General features: G+C 72.8%; 14 protein-coding genes. 5 read left to right on the top strand and 9 right to left on the bottom strand.

All coding sequences use genetic code 11. The annotated features are described in order from the left end of the window. Positions 1–243: 243 nt before the first annotated feature. Positions 244–1,200, top strand: a complete 957-nt coding sequence (locus WME79_RS15005; RefSeq protein ID WP_437535668.1) for a Ku protein — start codon at positions 244–246, stop codon at positions 1,198–1,200. A gap of 70 nt (positions 1,201–1,270) precedes the next feature. Then, the gene (locus WME79_RS15000) at positions 1,271–2,470 is read left to right on the top strand and encodes a putative sensor domain DACNV-containing protein (RefSeq protein WP_437535665.1); all 1,200 of its coding nucleotides are present in this window, start codon (positions 1,271–1,273) and stop codon (positions 2,468–2,470) included. Between the two features lie 170 nt (positions 2,471–2,640). Here WME79_RS15000 and cheB read toward each other — a convergent pair whose 3' ends face one another. Genes cheB through WME79_RS14965 form a run of 7 tightly spaced genes read right to left on the bottom strand, consistent with a single transcriptional unit; the run spans position 2,641 to position 12,300 of the window. Further along, positions 2,641–3,675 (bottom strand): chemotaxis-specific protein-glutamate methyltransferase CheB, encoded by a 1,035-nt coding sequence (gene cheB / locus WME79_RS14995; RefSeq protein ID WP_437535662.1) that lies wholly within the window; start codon positions 3,673–3,675, stop codon positions 2,641–2,643. After that, positions 3,672–4,502 carry a CheR family methyltransferase gene (locus WME79_RS14990; protein ID WP_437535660.1) on the bottom strand — a complete coding sequence of 277 codons (831 nt, stop codon included), beginning with the start codon at positions 4,500–4,502 and terminating at the stop codon, positions 3,672–3,674. Before WME79_RS14990 ends, cheB begins: the two co-directional genes overlap by 4 nt. Positions 4,503–4,512: 10 nt before the next feature. After that, on the bottom strand, positions 4,513–6,876 hold the full coding sequence (locus WME79_RS14985; RefSeq protein WP_437535658.1) for a HEAT repeat domain-containing protein: 2,364 nt from the start codon (positions 6,874–6,876) through the stop codon (positions 4,513–4,515). Continuing rightward, positions 6,873–9,422 (bottom strand): methyl-accepting chemotaxis protein, encoded by a 2,550-nt coding sequence (locus tag WME79_RS14980; protein ID WP_437535655.1) that lies wholly within the window; start codon positions 9,420–9,422, stop codon positions 6,873–6,875. The genes WME79_RS14985 and WME79_RS14980 overlap by 4 nt, the downstream gene beginning before the upstream one ends. Continuing rightward, on the bottom strand, positions 9,412–9,849 hold the full coding sequence (locus WME79_RS14975; protein ID WP_437535652.1) for a chemotaxis protein CheW: 438 nt from the start codon (positions 9,847–9,849) through the stop codon (positions 9,412–9,414). The genes WME79_RS14980 and WME79_RS14975 overlap by 11 nt, the downstream gene beginning before the upstream one ends. Next, entirely contained in the window at positions 9,846–11,912 is a 2,067-nt protein-coding gene (locus tag WME79_RS14970) for a chemotaxis protein CheA (RefSeq protein ID WP_437535649.1), read from the bottom strand. Before WME79_RS14970 ends, WME79_RS14975 begins: the two co-directional genes overlap by 4 nt. Positions 11,913–11,916: 4 nt before the next feature. Then, positions 11,917–12,300, bottom strand: a complete 384-nt coding sequence (locus WME79_RS14965) for a response regulator (protein ID WP_437535646.1) — start codon at positions 12,298–12,300, stop codon at positions 11,917–11,919. Positions 12,301–12,879: 579 nt separating this feature from the next. Between WME79_RS14965 and WME79_RS14960 the strand changes: the two genes are divergently transcribed. After that, positions 12,880–15,408 (top strand): hybrid sensor histidine kinase/response regulator, encoded by a 2,529-nt coding sequence (locus WME79_RS14960; RefSeq protein ID WP_437535643.1) that lies wholly within the window; start codon positions 12,880–12,882, stop codon positions 15,406–15,408. Between the two features lie 61 nt (positions 15,409–15,469). Here WME79_RS14960 and WME79_RS14955 read toward each other — a convergent pair whose 3' ends face one another. Together WME79_RS14955 and WME79_RS14950 are read right to left on the bottom strand one after the other, a co-directional pair. Further along, positions 15,470–15,850: a response regulator gene (locus WME79_RS14955; protein WP_437535640.1), complete on the bottom strand. Its 381-nt coding sequence runs from the start codon at positions 15,848–15,850 to the stop codon at positions 15,470–15,472. Positions 15,851–15,935: 85 nt separating this feature from the next. Beyond that, the gene (locus WME79_RS14950; RefSeq protein WP_437535637.1) at positions 15,936–19,082 is read right to left on the bottom strand and encodes an ATP-binding protein; all 3,147 of its coding nucleotides are present in this window, start codon (positions 19,080–19,082) and stop codon (positions 15,936–15,938) included. Positions 19,083–19,302: 220 nt separating this feature from the next. On the opposite strand from WME79_RS14950, the gene WME79_RS14945 reads away from it, so the two are divergent. Beyond that, positions 19,303–20,229: an FHA domain-containing protein gene (locus WME79_RS14945; RefSeq protein WP_437535634.1), complete on the top strand. Its 927-nt coding sequence runs from the start codon at positions 19,303–19,305 to the stop codon at positions 20,227–20,229. A gap of 209 nt (positions 20,230–20,438) precedes the next feature. Beyond that, positions 20,439–21,632 carry a S8 family peptidase gene (locus WME79_RS14940; RefSeq protein ID WP_437535631.1) on the top strand — a complete coding sequence of 398 codons (1,194 nt, stop codon included), beginning with the start codon at positions 20,439–20,441 and terminating at the stop codon, positions 21,630–21,632. The last annotated feature ends 102 nt before the right edge of the window (positions 21,633–21,734 follow it).

Below are 21,734 nucleotides of genomic sequence, written 5' to 3'. Positions count from 1 at the left end.
GAAGGCGCGTGGGGCAGCAATCACCGTCGATCACCGCCGCGCCCGGTCTGCCGTGGCGAAACGCAACCTCGGCTGTGGCAGCGCGCGGCGGGAGGCGCAGGATCCGCGATGGCCCCCGGGCGGCCAGGACGGGCGCGAGGCGCAGGATCCGCGAGGACGCGTCGTCGGCCGCCGGCTTGCATTGCTCGCCGCGATGGACCTGGCGCGGGCCCTCGGGTCGCCTTCCGGGTCGAAGGAGCGCACATGCCTCGCAGCATCTGGAAAGGGAGTATCAGCTTCGGGCTCGTGCAGATCCCGGTGGCCCTCTACCCCGCCGAGGAGCCCGACGAGCTCCACTTCACGCAGCTCGACAGGCGCACCATGGCGCCGATCCGCTACGAGCGCGTGAACCGGGAGACGGGCGAGCCGGTGAGCTGGGACGATATCGTCCGCGGCTATCCCTACGAGAAGGACGAGTATGTCGTCCTGTCCGACGAGGACCTGCGCCGCGCGAACGTGGAGGCGACGCAGACCGTGGATATCCTCGACTTCGTCGACGCCTCGGAGATCGACCCGATGTACTACGACAAACCGTATTTCCTCGCTCCCGCGTCTCAGAACGGCAAGAAGCGATCGCCGGTGACAGCGTATGTCCTCCTGCGCGAGGCGCTGCGGAAGACGGGCAAGGTCGGAATCGCGAAGGTCGTGATCCGGACGCGCGAGCACATCGCCGCGGTGAGGCCGCACGGCAGAGGGCTCGTGCTGAACCTGCTCCGGTTCGCGCACGAGCTCCGCTCGGAGGAGGAGCTCGACCTGCCCGAGATGGACGCCAAGGGAAAGGGGCTTGGCAAGCGGGAGCTGGAGATGGCGGAGCGGCTGGTGGCCGAGATGGCCACCGCGTGGGAGCCGGAGAAATACAAGGATGAGTACCGCGACGACGTGATGAAGCTCATCGAGAAGAAGGTGAAAGCCGGCCGCACGACGGCGCCCGCGGAGCCTGTGGAGGAAGAGCGCCACCGCCGCGCCACCGGCACAGTGGACCTCATCGCGCTGCTCAAGAAGAGCCTCGGGCAGAAGGGCGGGAAGGCCGCGAACGACGACGACGACGCGAAGAACGGCGCGAAAGACGGGAGAAGAGCGCCGGAAGAAGGCGGCAAATCCAGGGTGCGGAAGGCGGAGACCCCGAAGCGGAAGGGCGGCAGCTCGCGTCGGGCCGCGTAGCGAGCACGAAAAGCGATCCGCGCGCCGCCCGCCGGGCTGACCGGGGGCGCGGAGGAGGTAGAGCGAGCTCATGCGCCCCAAGTATCCGGCGGACGTCACGGCGGCTTTTCTCGAGCTGCAGGGGCAGCCCCCGCTCGCGGCGCAGAAGCTGGCTCCGGGCGCCCGCGTCGCCCCCGACGAGGCGCCGCCCTCCTTCGCCGCGATCCTGACGCAGCTGATCGAGACGCTGTTCTTCGCGTCCATGGCGACGGAGGAGGGGCGGCTCAACCCGATCGGCGTCGTGTTCGCCGAGCGCCTCGCCGAGTTCGAGTCCGGAGAGCCCGCGTGGGATCTCGTGCGGTTCGGGTCCCCGGTGGCGTTCGACGCGGAGCACCTGGCCAACCTGGGTCCGGCGAGCGCGTGGCCGCGCTCCTTCCTGGCCGTGGTGCCGCTCGAGGGGTCGCTCGCCGTCGCCGGCATCGCGGTGCCGCACGGCCGGCCGTCGTTCGCGCTCGATCAGCTCGTGCGCGTCGTCGCCCCGAAGCCCGGCGTCGTGGCCGTGTACCGCGGCGAATGGGAGGTCGTCCGCTACGAGCGCGGCGCCGTGCGGACGTGGATGCCCAAGAACCGGCCGCTGCTCGACTCCATCGAGCGGACCGTCGCGCGGGACCAGGCGAGCGCGCTCGTCCGCAATGTGCGCGGCTACCTGCTGCGCATCGTCGAGGGAATGGTCGAGCTCGGTCGCGGTGGGCTCCTCGTCGTTCTGGGGCCGGGCGAGGGCCTGCCGCAGCTCTTCGGTGAAGACGGCAATCAGCTCGACACCGAGGTCAAGCGGCTGGCCCCTGCCCTGTGCCTCGGCTCGGCCATCCTCGACCTCGCCGGCGCGCACGAGACCCACCTGCCGGACGGGCCATGCCAGCCGTCCGGGAGGCCAGCGGCGCGCGACTCGGCGGACGCGCTGCAGAGGTCCGAGCGCGTCAGCCGGCTTCTCGAGCTCATCGTGCGGCTGACGACCGTCGACGGCGCGGTCGTGATGAGCCACGCCCTCGACGTGCTCGCGTTCGGCGCGAAGCTGCCGCCTCCGAGGGCGATCATCTCCGAGGTCTTCGCGGCCACCCCCGACCAGCGGATGGACGCGAGCTTGAGCCTCGACGCGCGCGGCACCCGCCACCGCGCGGCCGCGGCGTTCGTCGCGGGGTATCCGGAGCGGATCGCCTTCATCGTCTCCCAGGACGGCAACGCGGCGACGTTCCAGGAGATCGAGGGGAAGGTCGTCTACTGGCCGCTCTAAGGACTCCCCTTAGTTTGCAGCCCTTTTCAGCGGGGAAGTTGAACAGGGAGGCGGGGAGACGGGGAGTATTTTGAAGATCTTCCTCCCCGTCTCCCCGCCTCCCTGTGAATTTTCCGGAGAATTTGAGGGATGCCTCAGCTGGCTGCTGTGACGACGTGCGACCTGCGACGTCAAAGATGCTGCAGGATGGCCGCAGGCATCTGATCGATCGGCGCCGCGGCCGCGGCGAGCCCGGCCTCCAGCACGCGGCGGGGCATGCCGTAAACGACGCAGGACGACTCGGCCTCTGCGAGGATCCTCCCGCCCGCCGCGCGGATCGCCCGGGAGCCCTCCAGGCCGTCGTCCCCCATGCCCGTCAGCACGACCCCGAGGACGCCCGGCCCGAACTCGGCCGCGGCGCTCGCGAAGAGCAGATCCACCGACGGGCAATAGAGGGACGCGCTGGCCGTCGCCACGAAGCGGACGCTGGCGCGCGTGAGGTTGCGCCGAACCTCGATGTGCGTCCCCCCGCGCGCGAGGACAACGAGCCCAGGCTGCAGCGGGAGATCGTCCGACGCTTCGACGATCGAGAGCGCGCTCCCGTCGTCCAGGCGGCGCGCCAGCGATTCCGTGTAGCCAGGAGGGATGTGCAGCGCGACGACGATGGGGGCCGGGAACCCGGCGGGCATCGCCGCGAGGAGCCGCGTCAGCGCCAGCGGGCCGCCGGTCGACGCGCCGATCACGACGAGCCGCGTGCGCGAGACCGCCGGGATCGCGCCAGGCACGGACGGCGGCGCGGGCGGGGGCTCCGCGCGGTGGACCTTCGCCTCGGCAGCGGCGAGCACCTTGCGGACCAGCTCGTCCGCGAGGCCGAAGAGGCGATCGGTCGCGAGCGCCGTCGGCTTCTCGACGAGATCGGTCGCGCCTTCCTGGAGCGCCCTGACGCCGAGATCGCTGTCCGCGTCGGCGCTGCTGACGACGATCACCCGGGGCGCGCCCTCGCGCGGCAACGACGCGAGCACGCCGAGGCCGTCGAGGTTCGGCATCACGAGATCCAGCGTGACGACATCCGGCTTGTAGCGCGCGATCTTCTCCAGCGCGTCCAGGCCGTCCATGGCCGTGTCGACGACCTCGATCGAGGAGCTCGCGCCGAGGACCTGCCGCAGCACCTTGCGCACGAAGGCCGAGTCGTCGACCACGAGCACGCGGACCGCTGGGCGCTTCATGGCGCCACGTTCCGGTAGAGGAACACGCCGCCCCGCTCCTCGCAGGCGAGCGCGGTGCCGAGCCTGAAGAGCGACTCGGAGACCCCGACCAGGAGGATCCCGCCCGCGGAGAGCGCCCCCGAGAGGTTCTTGACCACCCACCGCGCCGTGTTGTCGTGGAAGTAGATGAGCACGTTGCGGCAGATCACGATGTCGAGCTGCCCGAGCGACGCGACCTGGGACGCGTCGAGCAGGTTGATCCGCCGCCAGTCGATCGCCCGCCTCAGGTCGGCGCTCACGACGACGCGATCGGGCATCACCTGCAACCACCGCTCCGCGAACGGAGGCGGCGGGGCGTTGCTCCGGAGCGAGCGCGGCCCGAGCACGCCGGCCCGGGCCCGCGAGAGCGCCCGCGCGCTGATGTCGCTCGCGATGAGCTCGACCTTGTCGAGCAGGCCCCGCTCGGCCAGGAGCATCGCGAGCGTGAACGGCTCCTCGCCGCTCGAGCAGGCCGCCGACCAGATCCGCGGCCGGCCGCCCGCCGCCACGCGCGGCGCGATGAACTCCGAGACCGCGAGCTCGAGCTGCGCGAGCTCGCGGAAGAAGTACGTCTCGCCCACGACAAGCCCGTCGATCAGCGCGTCCATCTCGGCCGCGCCCGCCGGGTCGTAGCGGAGGAAGTAGTAGTAATCGAGCAGCGAATCGAAGCCGGCGTCGAGGGCGCGCACCGCCAGCTTGTCGCCGAGCAGCTCGCGATCGCCCGCGTCGTAGTGGAGGCCGATCTTCTCGGCGACGAGCGCGCTGAAGATCGCGAAGACCTGCGGAGAGATGGGGAGTCGGCTCGTCATGCCCACGGGATCAGGCCCACTGCGCGAGGACGGACGCGGACACCCGCCGCACCTCGGGATCTGGATCGGTCCGCGCGGCGCGCTCGACCGCCGCGAAGCCCTCGCGGGTGGCCACCGCGGCGAGCGTCGTGGCGGCCGCCTTCCGCGCCGGCGCGCGCGGCAGCCGGAGCGCCTCGAGGAGCGCGGCGTGCGCCCCGGGGAGCCGCATCCGCGCGAGCGCCGCGGTCAGGAGCGGCGAGAGCTCGTCGTCCGCCGTGCCCAGCGCGTCGAGGATGCCCTCGATGCGGCCCGGCACGGGCGTCGACAGCGCGGCGAGGAGCGGGCCCTGCGCCCGCGACGTGACGAGCAGCGCGACCAGGGTCCTCGTCGCCTCGGCGCCGGGCCGCCCTGCGATGAAGCTGGTCGCGGCCGCCCCCACGCTCTCGTCGGGGTCGCCCGCCGCCCGCACGAGCGCCGGCAGGACCTCGGACGACGAGAAGCCAGAGATCGCCGAGACCGCGACCAGCCGGGTCGCCACGTCCGGGGACGAGAGCGCGTCGAGCAACGTCGGCAGCGACGCCTCCCGCCCGGCGATGCCGAGCCCGATCAGCGCCGACCGCCGCATGTCCGTGTCGCCGTCCCGGGCCGCCTGCTCCAGCGCCGCGAGCGCGAGATCGCCCTTGATCCCCGACAGCGCCTCGATCGCCGCCACGCGCACCTGGCCGCTCTCGTCCCGGAGTCGCTCGGCGATGACCCCTGCCGCCTCCTCCCACCCGAGCTTCCCCAGCGACTGGCAGGCGTAGTACCGGACCCACGCGTCGCCGTCGCGGAGCCCCGCGAGGAGCGCGTCGATCACGCTGGGATCCCGGCGCGATTGCCCGAGCGCCCGCATCGCCACGGCCCGGATCCGCGCCGTGGGATCGGCCGCGACCGCGACCAGCGCCTCGAGCGCCGCCGGCGCCTCGAGGGACGCGAGGCCATGGATCGCCTGCTCGCGCGCCCGCACGTCGAGGTCGCCGAGGCCGTCGAGGAAGACCGGCAGCGCCGACGGCGTCGCGAGGTGCCCGAGGATCCGGAGGGCCGTCCTCCGCGCGGCCGGGGCCCCATCGCGGGCCGCGGCGAGCGCGAGCGCCTCGACGTCCGGGCCGCCGAGGCCCTGGATCGCGGTCGTCGCGGCGTGGACCACGCGGGGGCTCGGGTCGTCGAGGACCTGGAACAGCGCGCGCGCCGAGCCGGGCTCCGCGATGCGCGCGAGCGCGTCGCACGCCGCCGTGCGGACCTCCGCGTCCGGATCGGCGAGGCAGCGCTCCACGTCGCCCGCGGCCGCGACGCCCCGGACGAGCGGCAGGAGAAGGAGCCTGCGCGGGCTGTCGCCGTCGCGCAGCGCCGCGAGCACCCGGGGGTCGGCGCTCCGCGAGAGCTGGCCGAGCGCCTCCGCGGCGGCGCTCGCGACGGGGGGATCGGCGTCGAGCAGGCGCGTCAGCTCGAGCAGGGCGTCGTCGCCCCCGATCGCGCCGAGCACGCTGCAGAGGGCGGCCTGCTCGGCCGGATCCGCGCCCGCGAGGCTCTGGGAGAGCCGCCGAGCCACGCCGGGCGCCGGCGCCTCGCTCCGGAGCGCCTCGTCGATCGGCGCGGCCGTCCCGTAGCGCTCGCGGTACCGCTCGCGCAGCTCGGCGAGCGCCGCCGCGGCGACGCGCACGACGCCATCGCTCGGCCGCCCGAGGAGGCGCACCAGCGGCGCCACGGCGCCGCGGCTGCCGGTGCGGCCGAGCGCCCGCGCCGCCTCGAGCACGTAGCGGGGATCCTCGAGGAGGGCCGCCAGCGGGCCGGTCGCGCGCGGATCGCCGCTCCGGCCCAGCACGTCGATCGCCGGGAAGACACGGAAGAAATTTCCGCTAGAGACGGCGTCCACGAGCGAGTCGACAGCGGACCTGCCGCCGACCCGGCCAAGCGCCTCGATCGCGGCGACCGCGACGTTGTCGTCGGGGTGCGACGTGAGCTCCGCGAGCCGGGAGACGGCCTTCCCGCTGCCGCGGCGGCCGAGGATCTGCGCCGCGTCGGCGACGAGCGCGGGGCGAGGATCCAGGGTCAGCGCGAGCACGGCGGCGTCGACGTCGCCCAGCGACGCGACGAGCGCGTCGACCGTGGCGGCGATGCGCGCCTCGCTGTCGCGCCGGGTGGAGAGGCACGCGCAGAGGGGGTGGACCGCCGCATCGCCGAGCGCGGCGAGCGACGCGACGACAGCGCGCCGCACGGTCCAGCTCGGATCCGCGAGCATCTCGACGAGCGCAGGCGCCCCCGGAGGCCCCGAGGCGGCGAGCCGCTCGACCTGCTCGACGCGCTGCCGCTCCGCGTCCGAGATGGCGAGCGCGGGCGCCTGCCGACGAGCGATCACGCTGTCTCCGGCGGCGTTGGGTGCGGCGTCCCGTTCGCCTTGATGTGGGTGATGGCGTGGGCGACCGTGGCGACGACGCCCGCGACCGCGTCCGCGTGCTCCCCGCTCGCCTGCCGGATCCTGCCGAGCTGCTCGAGCACCTGGCCAGCGTCGCTCGCGATCGCGCCCGTGTCCCTCGCGTGCCTGGCCGTGGAAGCGAGCAGCTCCCGGACCGGGTCGCGCAGCCGCGAGAGCGAGGCGGCGTGCTGCTCGCTCCGCGTCGAGAGCTCGCCGACCCCCTTCTCGGCGGCCTGGAGCGACGACGTGTGCCGGTTCGCGCCCGACGCGAGGGCCATGATCGCCTCCGCCTGATCGGCCACGGACCGCGCCGTCTGCCTGGCGATCCGGCGCACGGACTCCCCCTCCTTCGCGAGGGACGCCGTCGCCTTGCCCTGGTCCGCCATGGCGGCGGTCACCGCTGACGCGAGCCGCGCGACCTGGCGGGCGGACGCCTCCAGCTGCTTCGCGGCCCGCGCCTGCTCGCCGATGCCCCGCGCCGACTGGACCGACAGCCGCCGGATGTCGTCCATCGCGCGCGCGATCTCGGTCGCGCCGCCCGCCTGCTCCGCGAGGCCGGCGACCATGCGCTGCGACGCGCCGGAGACGTCCTGCGTGAGCGCCGTGATCCCGACCAGGGCGCGGGTCTGCTCGTTCATGGCGGCGCTGGTCTGCTGGGTCAGCGCGCGCATCTGCGCGGCGACCTTGGCGAGCTGCGACGCCCCTGTCGCCTGCTCGTCCATCGCCCGCGACACCCGCTCGGCGGTGGACGTGAGCTGAGCGTTGGCCTTCACGGCGTCCCGCAGCGCGCGCGCCTGCTCGGCGGTCGCGTCCTTCGTCTGCCGGGCCATGCGCCGCATCTCCGCGCTGCCCTGCGCGAGCGCCTGGATCGCCCTGGTCTGCTCGGCCGCGGAGCGCGCGACCGCCTTCCCCTCGTCGCTCATGCGCGACGCCGTCTGGGTCAGGGAGGCCACCGCCTGCACCTGATCGGCGTTCGCCCGGTCGATGTCGCGGATCGAGCGCCCGAGCTCCTCGACCCCCTGAAGGATGGACGTGAGCGCCCGATCGGCGTCGCCCGCGAGCCGGGTCCCCTCGTCCGCGACCTTCACGCCCTCGCTCGAGGCGGCCACCGCCTCCCGGGCGCTCGCCTGGAGCGCGCGGACGATCTTGGCGATCTCGGCGCTCGAGACGGCGGCCCGATCGGCGAGGTTGCGGATCTCCTCGGCGACGACGGCGAAGCCGCGGCCGTGCTCCCCCGCGCGCGCGGCCTCGATGCTGGCGTTGAGCGAGAGGAGGTTCGTGCGGTCGGCGATCAGGTTGATCGTCTGGACGATGTCGCCGATCTCCTCCGCCCGCTTGCCCATCTCCTTCATGACCGACGCGGAGTCGGCCATCGCCTGCCGGATGCTCCCGAGCCCGGCGATCGACCTGCCGACCGTCGCCGCGCCCTGGCGCGCGGTCGCGACGCCCTGCTCGGCGGTCGCGCGCGCGGTGTCGACGATGGCGACGATCCGCCGCGTCGACGCCTCGACCTGCGACGACGTGGCGGCATTGCCGGCCGCGAGCCCGCTGATCTGCTCGGCGCTCTGCGCGACCTGCTGCGCGGTCCGCGCGAGCTGCTCGGCGGCGACCGCGTTCGCCTCGATGGTCGCCGCGTTCTTCTCGGCGGTGGCCGCGACCTCCTCGACCGAGCTCGCGATCTCCGTGATCGTGCTCGCGGTCGTCGACGCGCTCGCGTCGAGCCCCTTCGCGCTCTCGGCCACCCCGCGGATCGACCGCGCCATCTGCTCGGCGGTCGCGGCGGTCTCCTCGACCGCGCTCGCCATCTCGGTCGCGTCCTTCGCGACGCGATCGAGGGAGCCGCTCACGCCCACGACGGTCCCGGCCATGGTCGAGATCTGCGCCCCGACCCCCTTGGCGTCGGCCGAGAGGCGCGCGACGCCCTTCGACATCTCCTCGATGGTGGCCCCGATCTCCTCGATGGCCGCGGCGCTGCTCTCGCCGCGGGCGGCCGCCTCATCGGCGGATCCGCTCGTCACGGAGACCGAGCCGAGGAGCTCCTCGCTGGAGGACGCGAGCTCCTCGGCGCTGGCGCTCACCGCCTTCACCGAGCGGGCGATCTCCTCGAGCGCCGCCGCTGTCGTGTCCGCCGAGGCGGCGAGCACCTCGGCGTCGTTCTTCACGCTGGCGAGCGCGGGGGCGAGCGCGCCGATGCCGCCCGCCATGCCCTCGGTCCCCCTCACGACCTCGATGACGACATCGCCCACCCGCTGCCCGGAGCGGGCGAGCGCCTGCGCGGCCGTCCCAGCCTCCTCGAGCTCGCCCGCGAGCGCCCCCGCCATGGCCCCCTGCTCCCTGCCGGCCGCGGCCTGCTCGGCGCCGAGAGCGGCGAGCCGCGCGGCCGCCTGCTCGACGCCGGCGACGGTCGCGACCGCCTGACGGAGCGCGCGCTCGGTCTGCTCCGCCCGCGCGAGCGCGCCGTCGATGTCCGCGATTGCATCAGCTGCCATGATCTTGCTCCTCACCGATGATCCTGCCGACGTCGACGAGCATGACGAGGCGCTCCCCGAGCTTCGCGACGGCCCTGACGAACCCGGCGCTCTCCTCCGCCATGACCTCGGGGGGCGGCCTCAGCTCGCCCTCGGCGATGTTGACGACCTCGCGCGCGCTGTCCACCAGGAGGCCCACGGTGCGGCCGCCGCACTGGACGACGATGACGCGCGAGTCCAGCGTCGGCTCCGCGCTCGGGAGCCCGAAGCGGACGCGCAGATCCACGACCGGGACCACGCGGCCCCGGATCTGCACCAGGCCGCCGACGTACGATCGCGTCCCCGGCACCCGGGTCGCCCCGGCGAACGTCTCCATGTGGAGCACGTCCGCCGCCGAGATGACGTACTCGGTGTCCGCCACCTTCAGGACCACGTGCAGATCGCTCACGAGGCCACCCGGACGAGCGCGCCACGGCCGCCGCGGACAGCGGAGATCCTGCCGCTGAGGGTCACGAGGTCGAGGACGAGCGTGGGGCGCCCATCGCCGAGATCCGTCGAGCCAGACACGCCCTGCACCCTGACGAGCGGGTCCTCGAGCGGCCGCACGACCACCTCCTGCTGGCCGATCACGCGGGTCACGCCGAACGCGAAGGGCGCGCCGTGGCGACGGACGACGAGCGCCCTGCGCGCGGGCGAGGCCCCGAGCTCGAAGAGGGCGCCGAGGTCGACGAGGGGCACGACCTCGCCGCGGCGCTCGATCAGCATGGTCCCGCCGCGCGCTTCGCCCGCGGCTGGCAGCATGGTCCCGCCCCGCGCTTCGCCCGGAGCCGGGCCGCGGATGATGCGCGCGGCGTCGATCTCCACGACCTCCTCGACGCCCGCGACGGGCGTCACGAACAGCTGGTCACCGCACAGGAAGGAGAAGGCGTCCACGATGGTCAACGTGAGCGGGATCCGGAGGGTGAAGGTGGTGCCGGCGCCGGGCGACGTGCTCACCGAGAGCTCGCCGCTGAGCTGCTCCACGGCGATGCGGCGCACGATGTCCATGCCGAGCCCGCGACCGCTGGTCTTTGTCGCCTGATCGAGCGTCGACAGCCCGGGGAGCGTGATGAGATCGAGGAGCGCCGCGTCGCTCTCGGGCGCGGGGCGGCCGGCCCGCCTCGCGACCAGCGCGCGATCGATGCCGCGGCCGTCGTCGGTGACGCTGAGCTCGAGCTGGTTGCTGGAGCGCTCGAAGCAGGAGACCCGGACGAGGCCCTCCTCGGGCTTGCCGAGGCGGCGCCGCTCGGCGGGCGGCTCGATCGCGTGATCGACGGCGTTGCGGAGCAGGTGCACGATCGCAGGGAAGACGCGCTCCGCGACCGCCTTGTCGAGCTCGGCCTTGCCGGCGTCGATCTCGAGCCGGACCTGCTTGCCGGTCGCGCGGCCGAGGCCGCGGACGACGAGCGGCACGCGATCGAGGAGCTCCGCCACGGAGATCATGCGCGCGCGCATGATGGCGCCGCGGAGGTCGCGCAGCGTCCGGTCGTGCTCGCGCAGGATCTCCGACAGATCGCGGGTGTCGACCCCGCGGGCGCGCAGCTCGGCGGCCGCCCGAGCGAGCCGGAACCGCGTGACGACCAGCGCCGACAGCTTGTCGAGCGCGTCGTCGAGGCGCGCCACCTCGACGCGGACGACGCCTCGGAGCTGGGGCTCCCGGTCCGCCGGCTCGTCCGGCTCGCGCTCCGCCAGCGCCGCGACGGCCGGCGGGACGGGGGGCTCCACGGTGAGGGCGCGGACGCCATCCGCCGCCGCCGCGCGCGCGACCTCCTCGTCGGGCGCGCTCGTGAGGACGAGGAGCGCGAAGGCGATGCCGCCCGGCGCGCCATCGCTGGCCGGCACCGAGAGCGGGACGACCTTGACGATCTCTGCGAGCTTGCCGACGCGCTCGCGGACGGTCGTGATGTTCACCCCCTCGGCGGTGCGCGCCGGCGAGGGGACGAAGTCGACCCGCAGCGCGCGCCGCCCGCCGGCCACGCCCTGCGCGAGCTGCACCCGCTCGCCGGGCCCGAGCTTCGCGAGGATCTCGGGATCGGCGCCGATCGTCGGCACGGGCGGCGACGGCGCGGCGGCGAGATCGAGCGCGGTGAGCGCGGCGAGGAGCTCGGGCGCCGCCGGCAGCACCGGCTTCCCCTCGGCGAGCGCCCGGGCCCGCTCCTCGATGGACCGGAGCCCGCGGAGCAGCACCTCGATCGACGAGGCGGAGAGGCTCCCGGCCGCCCGGTCCGCCGCGCGGAGCACGGTCTCCATCGCGTGGGCGAGATCCACAATCGGCTCCACGCCGACCATGGCGGAGAGTCCCTTGATGGTGTGAAGGGCGCGGAAGAGCTCCCGGATCGCCCTGGGGCTCGACTCGCCGGCGCGGAGGGCCGCCTCGACGGCGAGGAGGTTGGCCGTCGACGCGGAGAGGTGCTCTTCCACCTCGACGAGGTAGCCGGCCACGAACTCGTTCACATCGAGCGCGCCGCCCATCCGGTCATCCGGCGCTGGCGAGGTTGTCCTGCAGGAGCGCGCGCACGCTGGCCAGGATGGCGTCAGGAGTGAAGGGCTTCGTCATGAACTCGGACGCCCCCGCGGCGAGCGTGCGGGCACGGGACTCCTCATCACCCCGGGTCGTCACCACCAGGATCGGCAGGCTCCGCAGCCTGTCTTGACCCCGGATGAACTCGATCACCTCGAGTCCCCCGATATCGGGCATATTCAGATCGAGCACCACGAGATCGAACGGCCTGAGCGAGAGCGTCTCAATCGCCTCAAGCCCGCTCGCCGCGTGCGCGAACCCGTGCTGCTCTACCCGCAGGCAGGCCACCACCATCTCGCGCATCACCCGGCTGTCATCGACGACGAGGATCTCTGCCACTGCGGTGCTCGGCCGAGGGAATAGCCTTTCCGAACACGAGGTGTCAATCGCACCTGTGCGTCCGTGCGAGAATCAGGGAACTCCCGTCGGACCCGCCCCGAGCTCCGGATCCCAGGCGCGGGAGCGCAGCGCGCCGCGGCCGTGCGCTGCGCTCCCGCGCGCCGAACCGGCGCCGGCGGCGACTGCTGTGCTCGCTGACAAGTCCGGGCTCCGCCGAGGAGCGGCAGCGCGCCAGCGAACCGCCGGTGAGCGCGCGAACGCCATGACAGAGCTCGATGGAAACCGGCGAGCGCCGCGTGATGCGTGGCGCAAGGGCCAGAAGCAACCTGACGCAGCCAGATGCAACCAGATGCAACCCCGAAGAGAGCGACAGGGCGCCTTTCATCGTATTAGGCTTGCATGGTCGCAGGCTCTCCCTCAGATGAGACTGGGCGGTAAAGATGCTTGCGGAACCAACGCGTCTCCGCCCAGTCCCCGCCCCGAGAGGCGCCGCCCTGTGGCGATATGCCTCGTGAGGCGCCGCCCTGTGGCGAACTGCCTCACGGTCCCTGCTGCTCCTGGAGAACCATGAATCGGCCAATGACGATGGACTTCGTGCTCGCCGACGCCGCGCGCGATGCGAACGGCCCGCCCCGGCGCCCGGCGCCGGCCGCGGGGCGGGGGGTCCGGGAGGGGGGCATGGAGCCTCCGCCGAGCGAGCACGCGCAGCGCGGGGTGGTGTGGATCCTCGACGATTCGCTGCTGGAGGCCGAGATGGCGGCGCGCGCCCTCGCGCCAGGGTACGAGGCCCAGGTCTTCACGGACGCCGCCGCGATGCTCGAGCGCGTGGCGGGAGGCGATCTGCCGGACGTCCTTGTGCTCGACCAGGTGATGCCGGGCATGTCCGGCACCGAGATCTGTGCCCTCTTGCGGTCGCGCGCCGCCACGGTCGGGCTCCCGATCCTCATCCTGACCGTGGCCGGGCAGGAGGAGGACCTCGTGGAGGGGCTCACCGCGGGCGCCGACGACTACGTGGTCAAGCCCTGCCCGGCGGCCGCGCTGTCGGCGCGCGTCGGCGCGCTCCTTCGCTCGAAGCGGCTCCGCGAGCGGACCGAGCGGGCCGAGCGAATCGCGGCGGTGGAGCGCGATCTGCTGCGCGCGCTCATCGAGCAGAGCGGAGACGGCATCATGGCCGCGGACGCGCGCGGGGCGCTCCGCATCTGCAACGGCGAGGCCCAGCGGCAGCACGGGGTGTACGAGCGCGACGCGAGCGACGCGATCGAGTCGCTCCGGGGCCGCGGGCTGCTCGCGCTGGACGGCCGGCCGCTGCGCCCCGACGAGGACCCGCTCCACCGCGCGCTCCGGGGCGAGAAGGTCGAGAACGCGCGCTGGCTCGTGACGCGCCCGGACGGCTCGATCCGGGCCCTCGCCGGGACCGCATCGCCGCTCAGGCACGCCGACGGCTCGCCCGCGGGCGCCGTGCTGATCACGCGCGATGAGACCGACGCGATCGAGGCGGAGCGGGCGCTCCGGGACAGCGAGGAGCGCTATCGCGTGATCATCAGCGCGCTCGAGGAGGGCATCACGCTCCAGGACGAGCGCGGCGTCATCCGCACCGCGAACGCGAGCGCCGAGCGGATCCTGGGCCTGCCCATGGCCCAGCTCGTCGGGTCCACGATGCTGGGCCCGTCGTGCAGGATCGTCCGCGAGGACGGCTCGACGTTCCCTTTCGAGATGTACCCCTCGCAGATCGCGCTGCGGACAGGCGCGCCCCAGTCGGGCGTCTTGCTCGGGCTGGAGCGGCAGGGCAGCTCGGTCGTGTGGCTCTCGGTGAACGCGCAGCCGCTCCGCGGCGCGGACGGCTCGGTGGCCGGCGTCGTCTCCTCGTTCTTCGACATCACGGCGCGGAAGCGCGCGGAGGAGGAGCGGCAAGACCTGCTCGCCGCGGCGCAGTCCGCCCGGAGCGAGGCCGAGGCCGCGAGCCACCTGAAGGACGAGTTCCTGGCGACGATGAGCCACGAGCTCCGCACGCCGCTCACGGCGGTCCTCGGCTGGATCCGGATGCTGCGCACCGGCAAGCTCGCCGAGGAGCGCCGCGACAAGGCGCTGGAGACGGTGGAGCGCAACGCTCAGGCGCAGGCGCAGCTCATCGACGATCTGCTCGATATCTCGCGCATCATGGCCGGCAAGCTCCGCCTGGACGTCCAGCCGATCGAGCTCATGCCCTTGATCGACGCCGCCCTCGAGGTCGTGCGGCCGGCCGCCGACGCCAAGGGGGTGCGGCTCCTGCCGCTCCTCGAGCCCGGCGTGGGCGCCGTCGCGGGCGACGCGGGCCGGCTGCAGCAGGTCGTCTGGAACCTGCTCAGCAACGCGGTGAAGTTCACGCCGCGCGGCGGCGTGGTGCGCATCCGGCTCGAGCGCGCCGACGGGTCCGCCGAGATCACCGTGTCCGACACCGGCCAGGGCATCGAGCCCGGGTTCTTGCCTTACGTGTTCGAGCAGTTCCGGCAGGCCGAGAGCGGCACGACGCGCAGGCACGGCGGCCTGGGCCTCGGGCTCACGATCGTGAAGAGCCTGGTGGAGATGCACGGCGGCACGGCCCACGCGCTGAGCGACGGGGAGGGTCAGGGCGCCACGTTCGTCGTCCAGCTGCCGCTCGCGGCGCCGCCGAGCCACAGCCGGGGGCGCCGGCTGGCGCCGCTGACGTGCGTCACGGCCGGGAGCGACTGCCCGCCGGAGCTCGCGGCGCTGAACGTGCTCGTGGTGGATGACGAGGACGACACGCGCGAGCTCCTCGTCACGATGCTCGAGCAGTGCGGCGCGCGCGTGACGGCCGTGTCGTCCGCCGCCGAGGCGTTGCTCGCGGTGAAGGCGCTGCAGCCCGATGTCCTCGTGTCCGACGTCGCGATGCCCGGCGAGGACGGCTACGTGCTGATCCGCAAGATCCGCGCGCTCCCGGCGGCGAGCGGGGGGCGAACCCCGGCGATCGCGCTCACCGCCTATGCGCGCACGGAGGATCGCATGCGCGCATTGCGGGCCGGGTTCAACACCCATGTCCCGAAGCCCATCGAACCGGCGGAGCTGCTCGCGGTGCTCACGACCATGTGCGGCGCGAGGGCGGGCGCCTAGGTGTGCCTGCGGCGCGACATCGGCCGTTCGCACGATCGGCCCGGCGTGGCGCGCCGCCGGCTCACTCCCTCCGGCAGCTCCGCTCGATGGTGTCCATCAGCTTCAGCACATCGAACGGCTTGCTGAGGATCGCGTCCGCGTCGATGCCGGAGCGCTCCGTCGCGCCGCGCGCGGTCATCACCACGGTGGGCGTGGCGGCGAGCGTCGGGTCGCGCTTCTGCTCGGCGCGAAACTGGAACCCATCCATGACCGGCATCATCAGGTCGAGCAGGACGAGCGCGATGGACGAGGGATCGTCCCGCAGATAGGCCAGGGCCTCGAGCCCGTTCGCGGCGCAGGCGACCGCATACCCCTCCTCTTCCAGGAGCTCGCTCAAGGTCCGGCGAATCGCGGCGTCGTCATCGACGATCAGGATGCGCTTGCTGGGACGGCTCATCGTCATGCGCGCTCGCTCCCTTCACGGGGTGACAGCGACCAGGGCGCCACGACCTCGGGCCGACCCACGGGGCCCCCTCGCGCCGGGCGCCTCAGGCGCTCTCGGATCCCGGCAGACCCTGCCGGCCCGTCGCCCGAGGGCCGGCGAGCGGCAGGATCACCTTGAAGGTCGAGCCCTCTCCCAGGACAGAGCTCACCTCGATCGAACCATCCAGCGCTTCGACCACCTGCATCGAGATGTAGAGCCCCATGCCCAGACCGCCATAGTGCCGCGCCGACACGGCGCGCTCGAACCGCCCGAAGATCCGCCCGATGTGCTCCTGCGCGATGCCGATGCCGTGGTCAGCGATCGTCAGCGTGGCCATCGAGCCCATCGAGGCGACGGTGATCTCGATCGGGTTTCCCTGACCATACTTGAGCGCGTTCGAGACGAGGTTTTCGACGACCTGCTCGAGCCGCACCCGATCCCAGCTCCCGGCGGCGTCGTCCGCCGCGCTCACGGTGACCTGCGAGCCCGCCTCCGCGATCTCGCCGCCCTCCTGGAAGCGAGACACCACCTGCCGGACGATCTCCGACAGCCGGACAGACTCCAGGTCCAGGGCGAGGCGCCCCGCGGAAATGCGGGAGATATCGAGGAGGTTCTCGACGAGCCGCCTCAGCCGCTCGCTCTGCCGGCGAACGAGCCCGAGCCGATCCATGAGCCACGGGAGGCGCTCCCTGTCGGGGCACAGCTCGGGCGCGCGGCGCATCAGGGTCTGGATCTGCAGCGCGAGCGGGGTGAGCGGCGTCTTCAGCTCGTGGGAGGCGATCGAGAGGAACTCGTCCCGCAGCGCGATCGCGCTCTGCGCGTCCCTGTACAGGCGCGCGTTGTCCACCGCGAGCGCGCAGCGGCGCCCGAGCTCCTCCGCGGCCGCGAGGTCCGCCCCGCTGTACCGGCGCTCGGATCGCGAAACGATGAAGGTGAGCGTCCCGAAGAGCCGCCCCCGCCGCGCCAGCGGGACGCACATGAACGAATGCCCCCCGATGGCCCGGATCACCCGGAGGTGATCGTCGTTCTGTGCGATGGCGCACATCTTCTCGTCCGTGAACTTCTCGACGAGCACCGACCTCTGCTCGAGGAGCACCTTGGTCGGCGGGTGCTCCTGGTTGCCGTCGAGCTTGGGCGCGAAGCGCTTCGCCTCCTCGGCCACGGCAGCGAGCGCGGGGTCCGAGTACGCCACGGCCACCCGCCGGAAGGTGCCGTCCTCCTCGTCTTGCAGGTCGACGAAGCAGAAGTCGGCGAGGACGGGCACCGCGAGCTGCGCCACCCGCGCGAGCGTCGTGGAATAGTCGAGAGACTCGGCCAGGACCACGCTCGCCGCGTCCAGGAAGCGGGGCAGCTCCTGCGCGCGCTCCCGCTCCGCGGCCTCGACGGCGCGCCGCCGCATCCGCGCCATCTCGATCTGCGTCCGGACGCGGGCGAGGAGCTCGCGCGGCGAGAACGGCTTCACCAGGTAATCGTCCGCCCCCGTGTCGAGGCCCTCGACGACGGCGTCCTCCCCCGCCCGAGCGGACACGAGCACCACGGGGACACTGCTCGTCCTCGGGTCCGCCCGGAGCTCCCGGAGGAGCGCGACGCCGTCGAGCTCGGGCATCATCACGTCGCTCACCACGAGGTCGGGCGGGCGCGCGAGCGCGGCCTCGAGGGCGGCCCGCCCGTCCGAGGCCGCCTCCACGCTCCACCTCGGCGTGAGCAGGTGGACGAGGTACTCGCGCATGTCCGCGTTGTCGTCGGCGACGAGAATCCGGCCCTCTCCGTCGCCCGGGGCGCCCTGCACGGGCCCGCCGTCGGCGCGCGGCTCCGGGCCCGTCGGCGCCGCTCCTTCGCGCCCGGGCGAGGACCACTGGGACGCCTCGAGCACGTGGAGGCTCGCGCCCGGCGCCGACGGCGCCGGCTCCCCGGCGGCGACCACGCGCTCCGGCGCCAGGTGCGCGCGGCCCCTCGGAATCGCCACGATGAACGCGCTCCCCTGCCCCACCGCGCTCGAGGCGCGCAGCGAGCCCCCGTGCGCCTTGACGAGCTCCTGGACAAGGGCGAGCCCGATCCCGGTGCCCTCGATGCTCCGGCTGCGCGCGCCGTGCACGCGGTGGAACCGCTCGAAGATGCGCGGGAGCTCGTCCGAGGGGATCCCGGTGCCTGTATCGCGCACGGTCAGCTCGACGTGGTCCGGGTGAGCGCGCAGCGAGACCGCGATCTCCCCCTCGAACGTGAACTTGAAGGCGTTCGAGAGGAGGTTCATGACGACCTTCTCCCATTGCGCCGCGTCGACGTAGACGGGCTCGGGCAGCGGCGGGCAGTCCACGACGAGCAACAGGCCCGCGCCCTCGATCAGCGAGCGGAAGGAGCTCGCGAGCTCCGCGGTGAGCCGCGCGAGATCGGTGGGCGCGAACGACGTCTGGAGGCGCCCCGCCTCGATGCGGGAGAAATCGAGCAGCGTGTTCACGAGCCGGAGGAGCCGGAGGGTGCTCCGGTGGGCCGCGGCGAGGCCGTCGCCCGCGAGCGCCCTCGCCGGGGTCGACAGCGCGTCCTCGACGCGCCCGAGGATGAGGGTGAGCGGGGTGCGGAACTCGTGGCTCACGTTGGCCACGAACTCCGTCTTGAGGCGGTCGAGCGTCGCGAGCTCGTCCCGGTGCTGCGCGACCTCGCGCTCGAGCCGCCGCTGCTCGGTGACGTCCCGCCCCTCGGCGATCATGAAGACGACCTTGCCCTGCCGATCCTTGACGGGGTTCAGGTTGAAATCGATGGTGATGCACTTCTCACCTTCGTTCCTCCCGAGGACCTCCACGTCGTACCTGACGAACTCGCCGCGCGCCGCGCGCCGCACCGCGTCCTTCAGGCGCTCCTGGATCTCCGGCGAGCCCTGCCACCAGCGGCACTCCCAGAAGGGCACGCCGTGCACCTCCCTCCGCTCCACGCCGGCGCCGCGGGTCGAGGTATGGTTCGACTCCCAGCTCGTACCGTGGGCGTCGAGAAGGCCGAAGAACTGGAAAGAGCTGTTCATCGCGACCCGCGCCGCGAGGAGCCGCATCAGCCCCGACTCGCGGCCTGGGCTCGCGCGGGCGAGCTCCTGCTTCAGGAGCTCGGTGTCCCAGAGGAGATGATCTTCGGAGTCATCCACAGGTCGCACGATCGCGAGGTCTTCCAGGCATTCAATGAAGTCGCGCCCTTCTGCGCGCTCCTCGCTCGACCGCTGTTTCATCGCTTCTCGCATCACGCTTGCGGCTGCTCGAGGCAGAGAACAGCTCATCCTGAAGCGCTTAGTGGAGATCGCCGACCACGCAAGGGCTGAGCGACAACCCCCCTTGAACTTCCACGGCGGGCCAGCGCGTGGATCCCGATCGTCGCGGGGGGAGCGCTCATGGCCGTCCTCGCGCCCGGCGCACTTGCGGCTGTTGCATGGGCGATCCTACGCTGATCTCGTGGGGGTATTGAAGCACCGGGCGACCGGGCGGTGCGTCACGCTGGCGGCGCGTTCCATCGTCGGGCGAGCCGAAGGGTGCGCTGTGCGCCTCGCCAGCCGTCGCGCTTCCGGCGAGCATGCCGTCCTGTTCTGGGACGGCGATCGATGGTCGACGCGCGATCTCGGCAGCCGGAACGGGACCACCGTCGACGGGCGGCGCATCGCGATCACGGAGCGCGTCGACGTCGCGCCGAGCGCGGAGTTCTGCTTCGGGGACGACACCGAGCGCTGGACGCTCGAGGATGCCGGCCCGCCCGCGGCGAGCGCGCGCGCCATGGCGACTGGCGAGGTGCGCACAGCGGACCACGGCCTTCTTGTGCTCCCCGACGCGGCCGACCCGCGCGCCACGCTGTTCGAGGACCGGGACGGGCGCTGGCTCATCGAGATCGACGGCGACGTGCGCTCCGCCGTGGACCACGAGCGCGTCGAGGCCGAAGGGGCGTGGATCCTGCGTATTCCTCCCCCGGCCCACGGCGGCGCCCTACCGACGACGCACGCGGTGGACAGCGTGAAGCTCATGAACGACACGATGCTTCGCTTCGAGGTGAGCCGAGATCAGGAGCACGTCGCGCTGTCGATCGTGCGTGGCGGCCAGCGCACATCCCTCGACGAGCGCACCCACCACGAGCTCCTCCTCGTCCTCGCGCGCGCCCGCCTGCGCGACAAGGAGTGCGGCGCGCCCCCCGCGGAGCAAGGCTGGGTTTACGTCGACGACCTGCTCGGCATGCTGAAGCTCGATCTCAAGCACCTCAATGTAAAGCTCTTCCGCGCGCGGCAGCAGCTCGCGCGCGCCGGACTGATCGGGGCCGGCGTGCTCGTCGAGCGGCGGCAGACGACGAGGCAGATCCGCCTGGGGACCGCCGCGATCGAGATCGTCCGCCACTGAGCACGAGGCGCCGGGGAGGCCAGCGCGTAATCGCGTGTAACCGCGCGTAACTGCGCGTAGTCGACGCTCACGTCGGGCCGTTCCATCGTCCGCGAGCGCGATATCCAGGCGCAGCGCGAGGGCGACCAGGCTCGTTTGCGCGCTGGCGCAGCATCATCCCTCGAATCAGCGGCTCAACACATCATCCATCGAAGGAGAGAGACACGATCGTGACGCATAAGTATACAGTCCTCAGAGCCATCCGCGGCATCAACACGCATGGCCGCCTGGCTGCCGCCCTTCCGCTCGCCACGAGGCTCGACGCGCTCGACAGCGGCCCGCCGGAGCTCCGGGTGGAGGTCGAGGCGCTCCGCCCGACCGACATCGCGGACCTGAGCCGCGATCCGTCGGTCGCCGGCCTCGCCATGACGGTGCCGACGAAGCTCGTGGAACCCGTCGCCGCACCGGCGTCCGTCACCCCGTCGACGGCCTGGGGGCTCGCGGCCGTCGGCGCGGACAGGTCGCCCTTCGACGGGACCGGGGTGGTCGTGGCCGTGCTCGACACGGGCATCGACGCGACGCACCCTGCGTTCCAGGGGCTCAAGCTCGTGCAGAAGGACTTCAGCGGAGACGGTAGCGGGGACAGGAACGGACACGGGACGCATTGCGCGGGGACAATCTTCGGCCGCGACGTGGGCCGGACGCGCATCGGCGTCGCCCGCGGGGTGACGAGGGCGCTCATCGGAAAGGTGCTTCGCGACTCGGGGAGCGGCGATTCGGACTGGATCTTCGATGCCCTCGTGTGGGCGATCCAGGAGGAAGCGCAGGTCATCTCGATGTCGCTCGGCTTCGATTTCCCTGGCCTCGTGGTGCAGCTCCGGGAACAGGGCATGCCAGAGACGGCGGCCGTGTCCGTGGCCATCGAGGCGTACCGCAGCAACATCGATATGTTCAACTCGATCATGGATCTCGCGACCGCGCGGGCCAGGTTCAGCGGAGGGACGATCGTCGTCGCCGCGGCGGGCAACGAGAGCGGCCGCAACGAGAAAAGACCGTTCGAGGTCGCGGCGGCGCCCCCCTCGTCAGCGAGGGGCGTCATGGCCATCGGGGCGCTCGGGAGGGACGGGGACAGGTACGTTATCGCCGATTTCTCGAACACGCTCCCGACGCTCAGCGCGCCGGGGATCGAGATCCTCTCGGCGAGGGTCGGCGGCGGATTGCATTCCCTCACCGGCACCAGCATGGCCGCGCCCCACGCAGCGGGCGTCGCCGCCATGTGGTGGCAGGCCGTGAGGAACACACCGGTGCCGGTGAGCGCGAGCACCGTGAGCGCGAAGCTGATCGCCAGCGCGCGCAGCAACGTGTTCGCGACGGGCGTCGACGTCGCGGATCGCGGGGCCGGCCTCATCACCGCGCCGCTATGATGTGACTCCATCGCAGTTCGAGCGAGCGTCCGCCGACGCTCCTCGAACGGCGGCGAAACGTGGCTCGCGCGATCGCCTCCCGGGCGGCGGGCCGCCGGCGGA

The sequence above is a fragment of the Sorangium sp. So ce726 genome (assembly GCF_051521405.1).
GTDB lineage: Bacteria > Myxococcota_A > Polyangia > Polyangiales > Polyangiaceae > Sorangium.
Note: the sequence above shows the minus strand (reverse complement) of the source record. Positions and strands in the feature narration are given on the sequence as shown.

Excerpts from the sequence above, each read along its gene's own strand:
- WME79_RS15005 (WP_437535668.1), top strand. The coding sequence starts at position 244 with ATGCCTCGCAGCATCTGGAAAGGGAGTATCAGCTTCGGGCTCGTGCAG.
- WME79_RS15000 (WP_437535665.1), top strand. The coding sequence starts at position 1,271 with ATGCGCCCCAAGTATCCGGCGGACGTCACGGCGGCTTTTCTCGAGCTG.
- cheB (WP_437535662.1), bottom strand. The coding sequence starts at position 3,675 with ATGAAGCGCCCAGCGGTCCGCGTGCTCGTGGTCGACGACTCGGCCTTC.
- WME79_RS14990 (WP_437535660.1), bottom strand. The coding sequence starts at position 4,502 with ATGACGAGCCGACTCCCCATCTCTCCGCAGGTCTTCGCGATCTTCAGC.
- WME79_RS14980 (WP_437535655.1), bottom strand. The coding sequence starts at position 9,422 with ATGGCAGCTGATGCAATCGCGGACATCGACGGCGCGCTCGCGCGGGCG.
- WME79_RS14970 (WP_437535649.1), bottom strand. The coding sequence starts at position 11,912 with ATGGGCGGCGCGCTCGATGTGAACGAGTTCGTGGCCGGCTACCTCGTC.
- WME79_RS14960 (WP_437535643.1), top strand. The coding sequence starts at position 12,880 with ATGACGATGGACTTCGTGCTCGCCGACGCCGCGCGCGATGCGAACGGC.
- WME79_RS14955 (WP_437535640.1), bottom strand. The coding sequence starts at position 15,850 with ATGACGATGAGCCGTCCCAGCAAGCGCATCCTGATCGTCGATGACGAC.
- WME79_RS14950 (WP_437535637.1), bottom strand. The coding sequence starts at position 19,082 with ATGAAACAGCGGTCGAGCGAGGAGCGCGCAGAAGGGCGCGACTTCATT.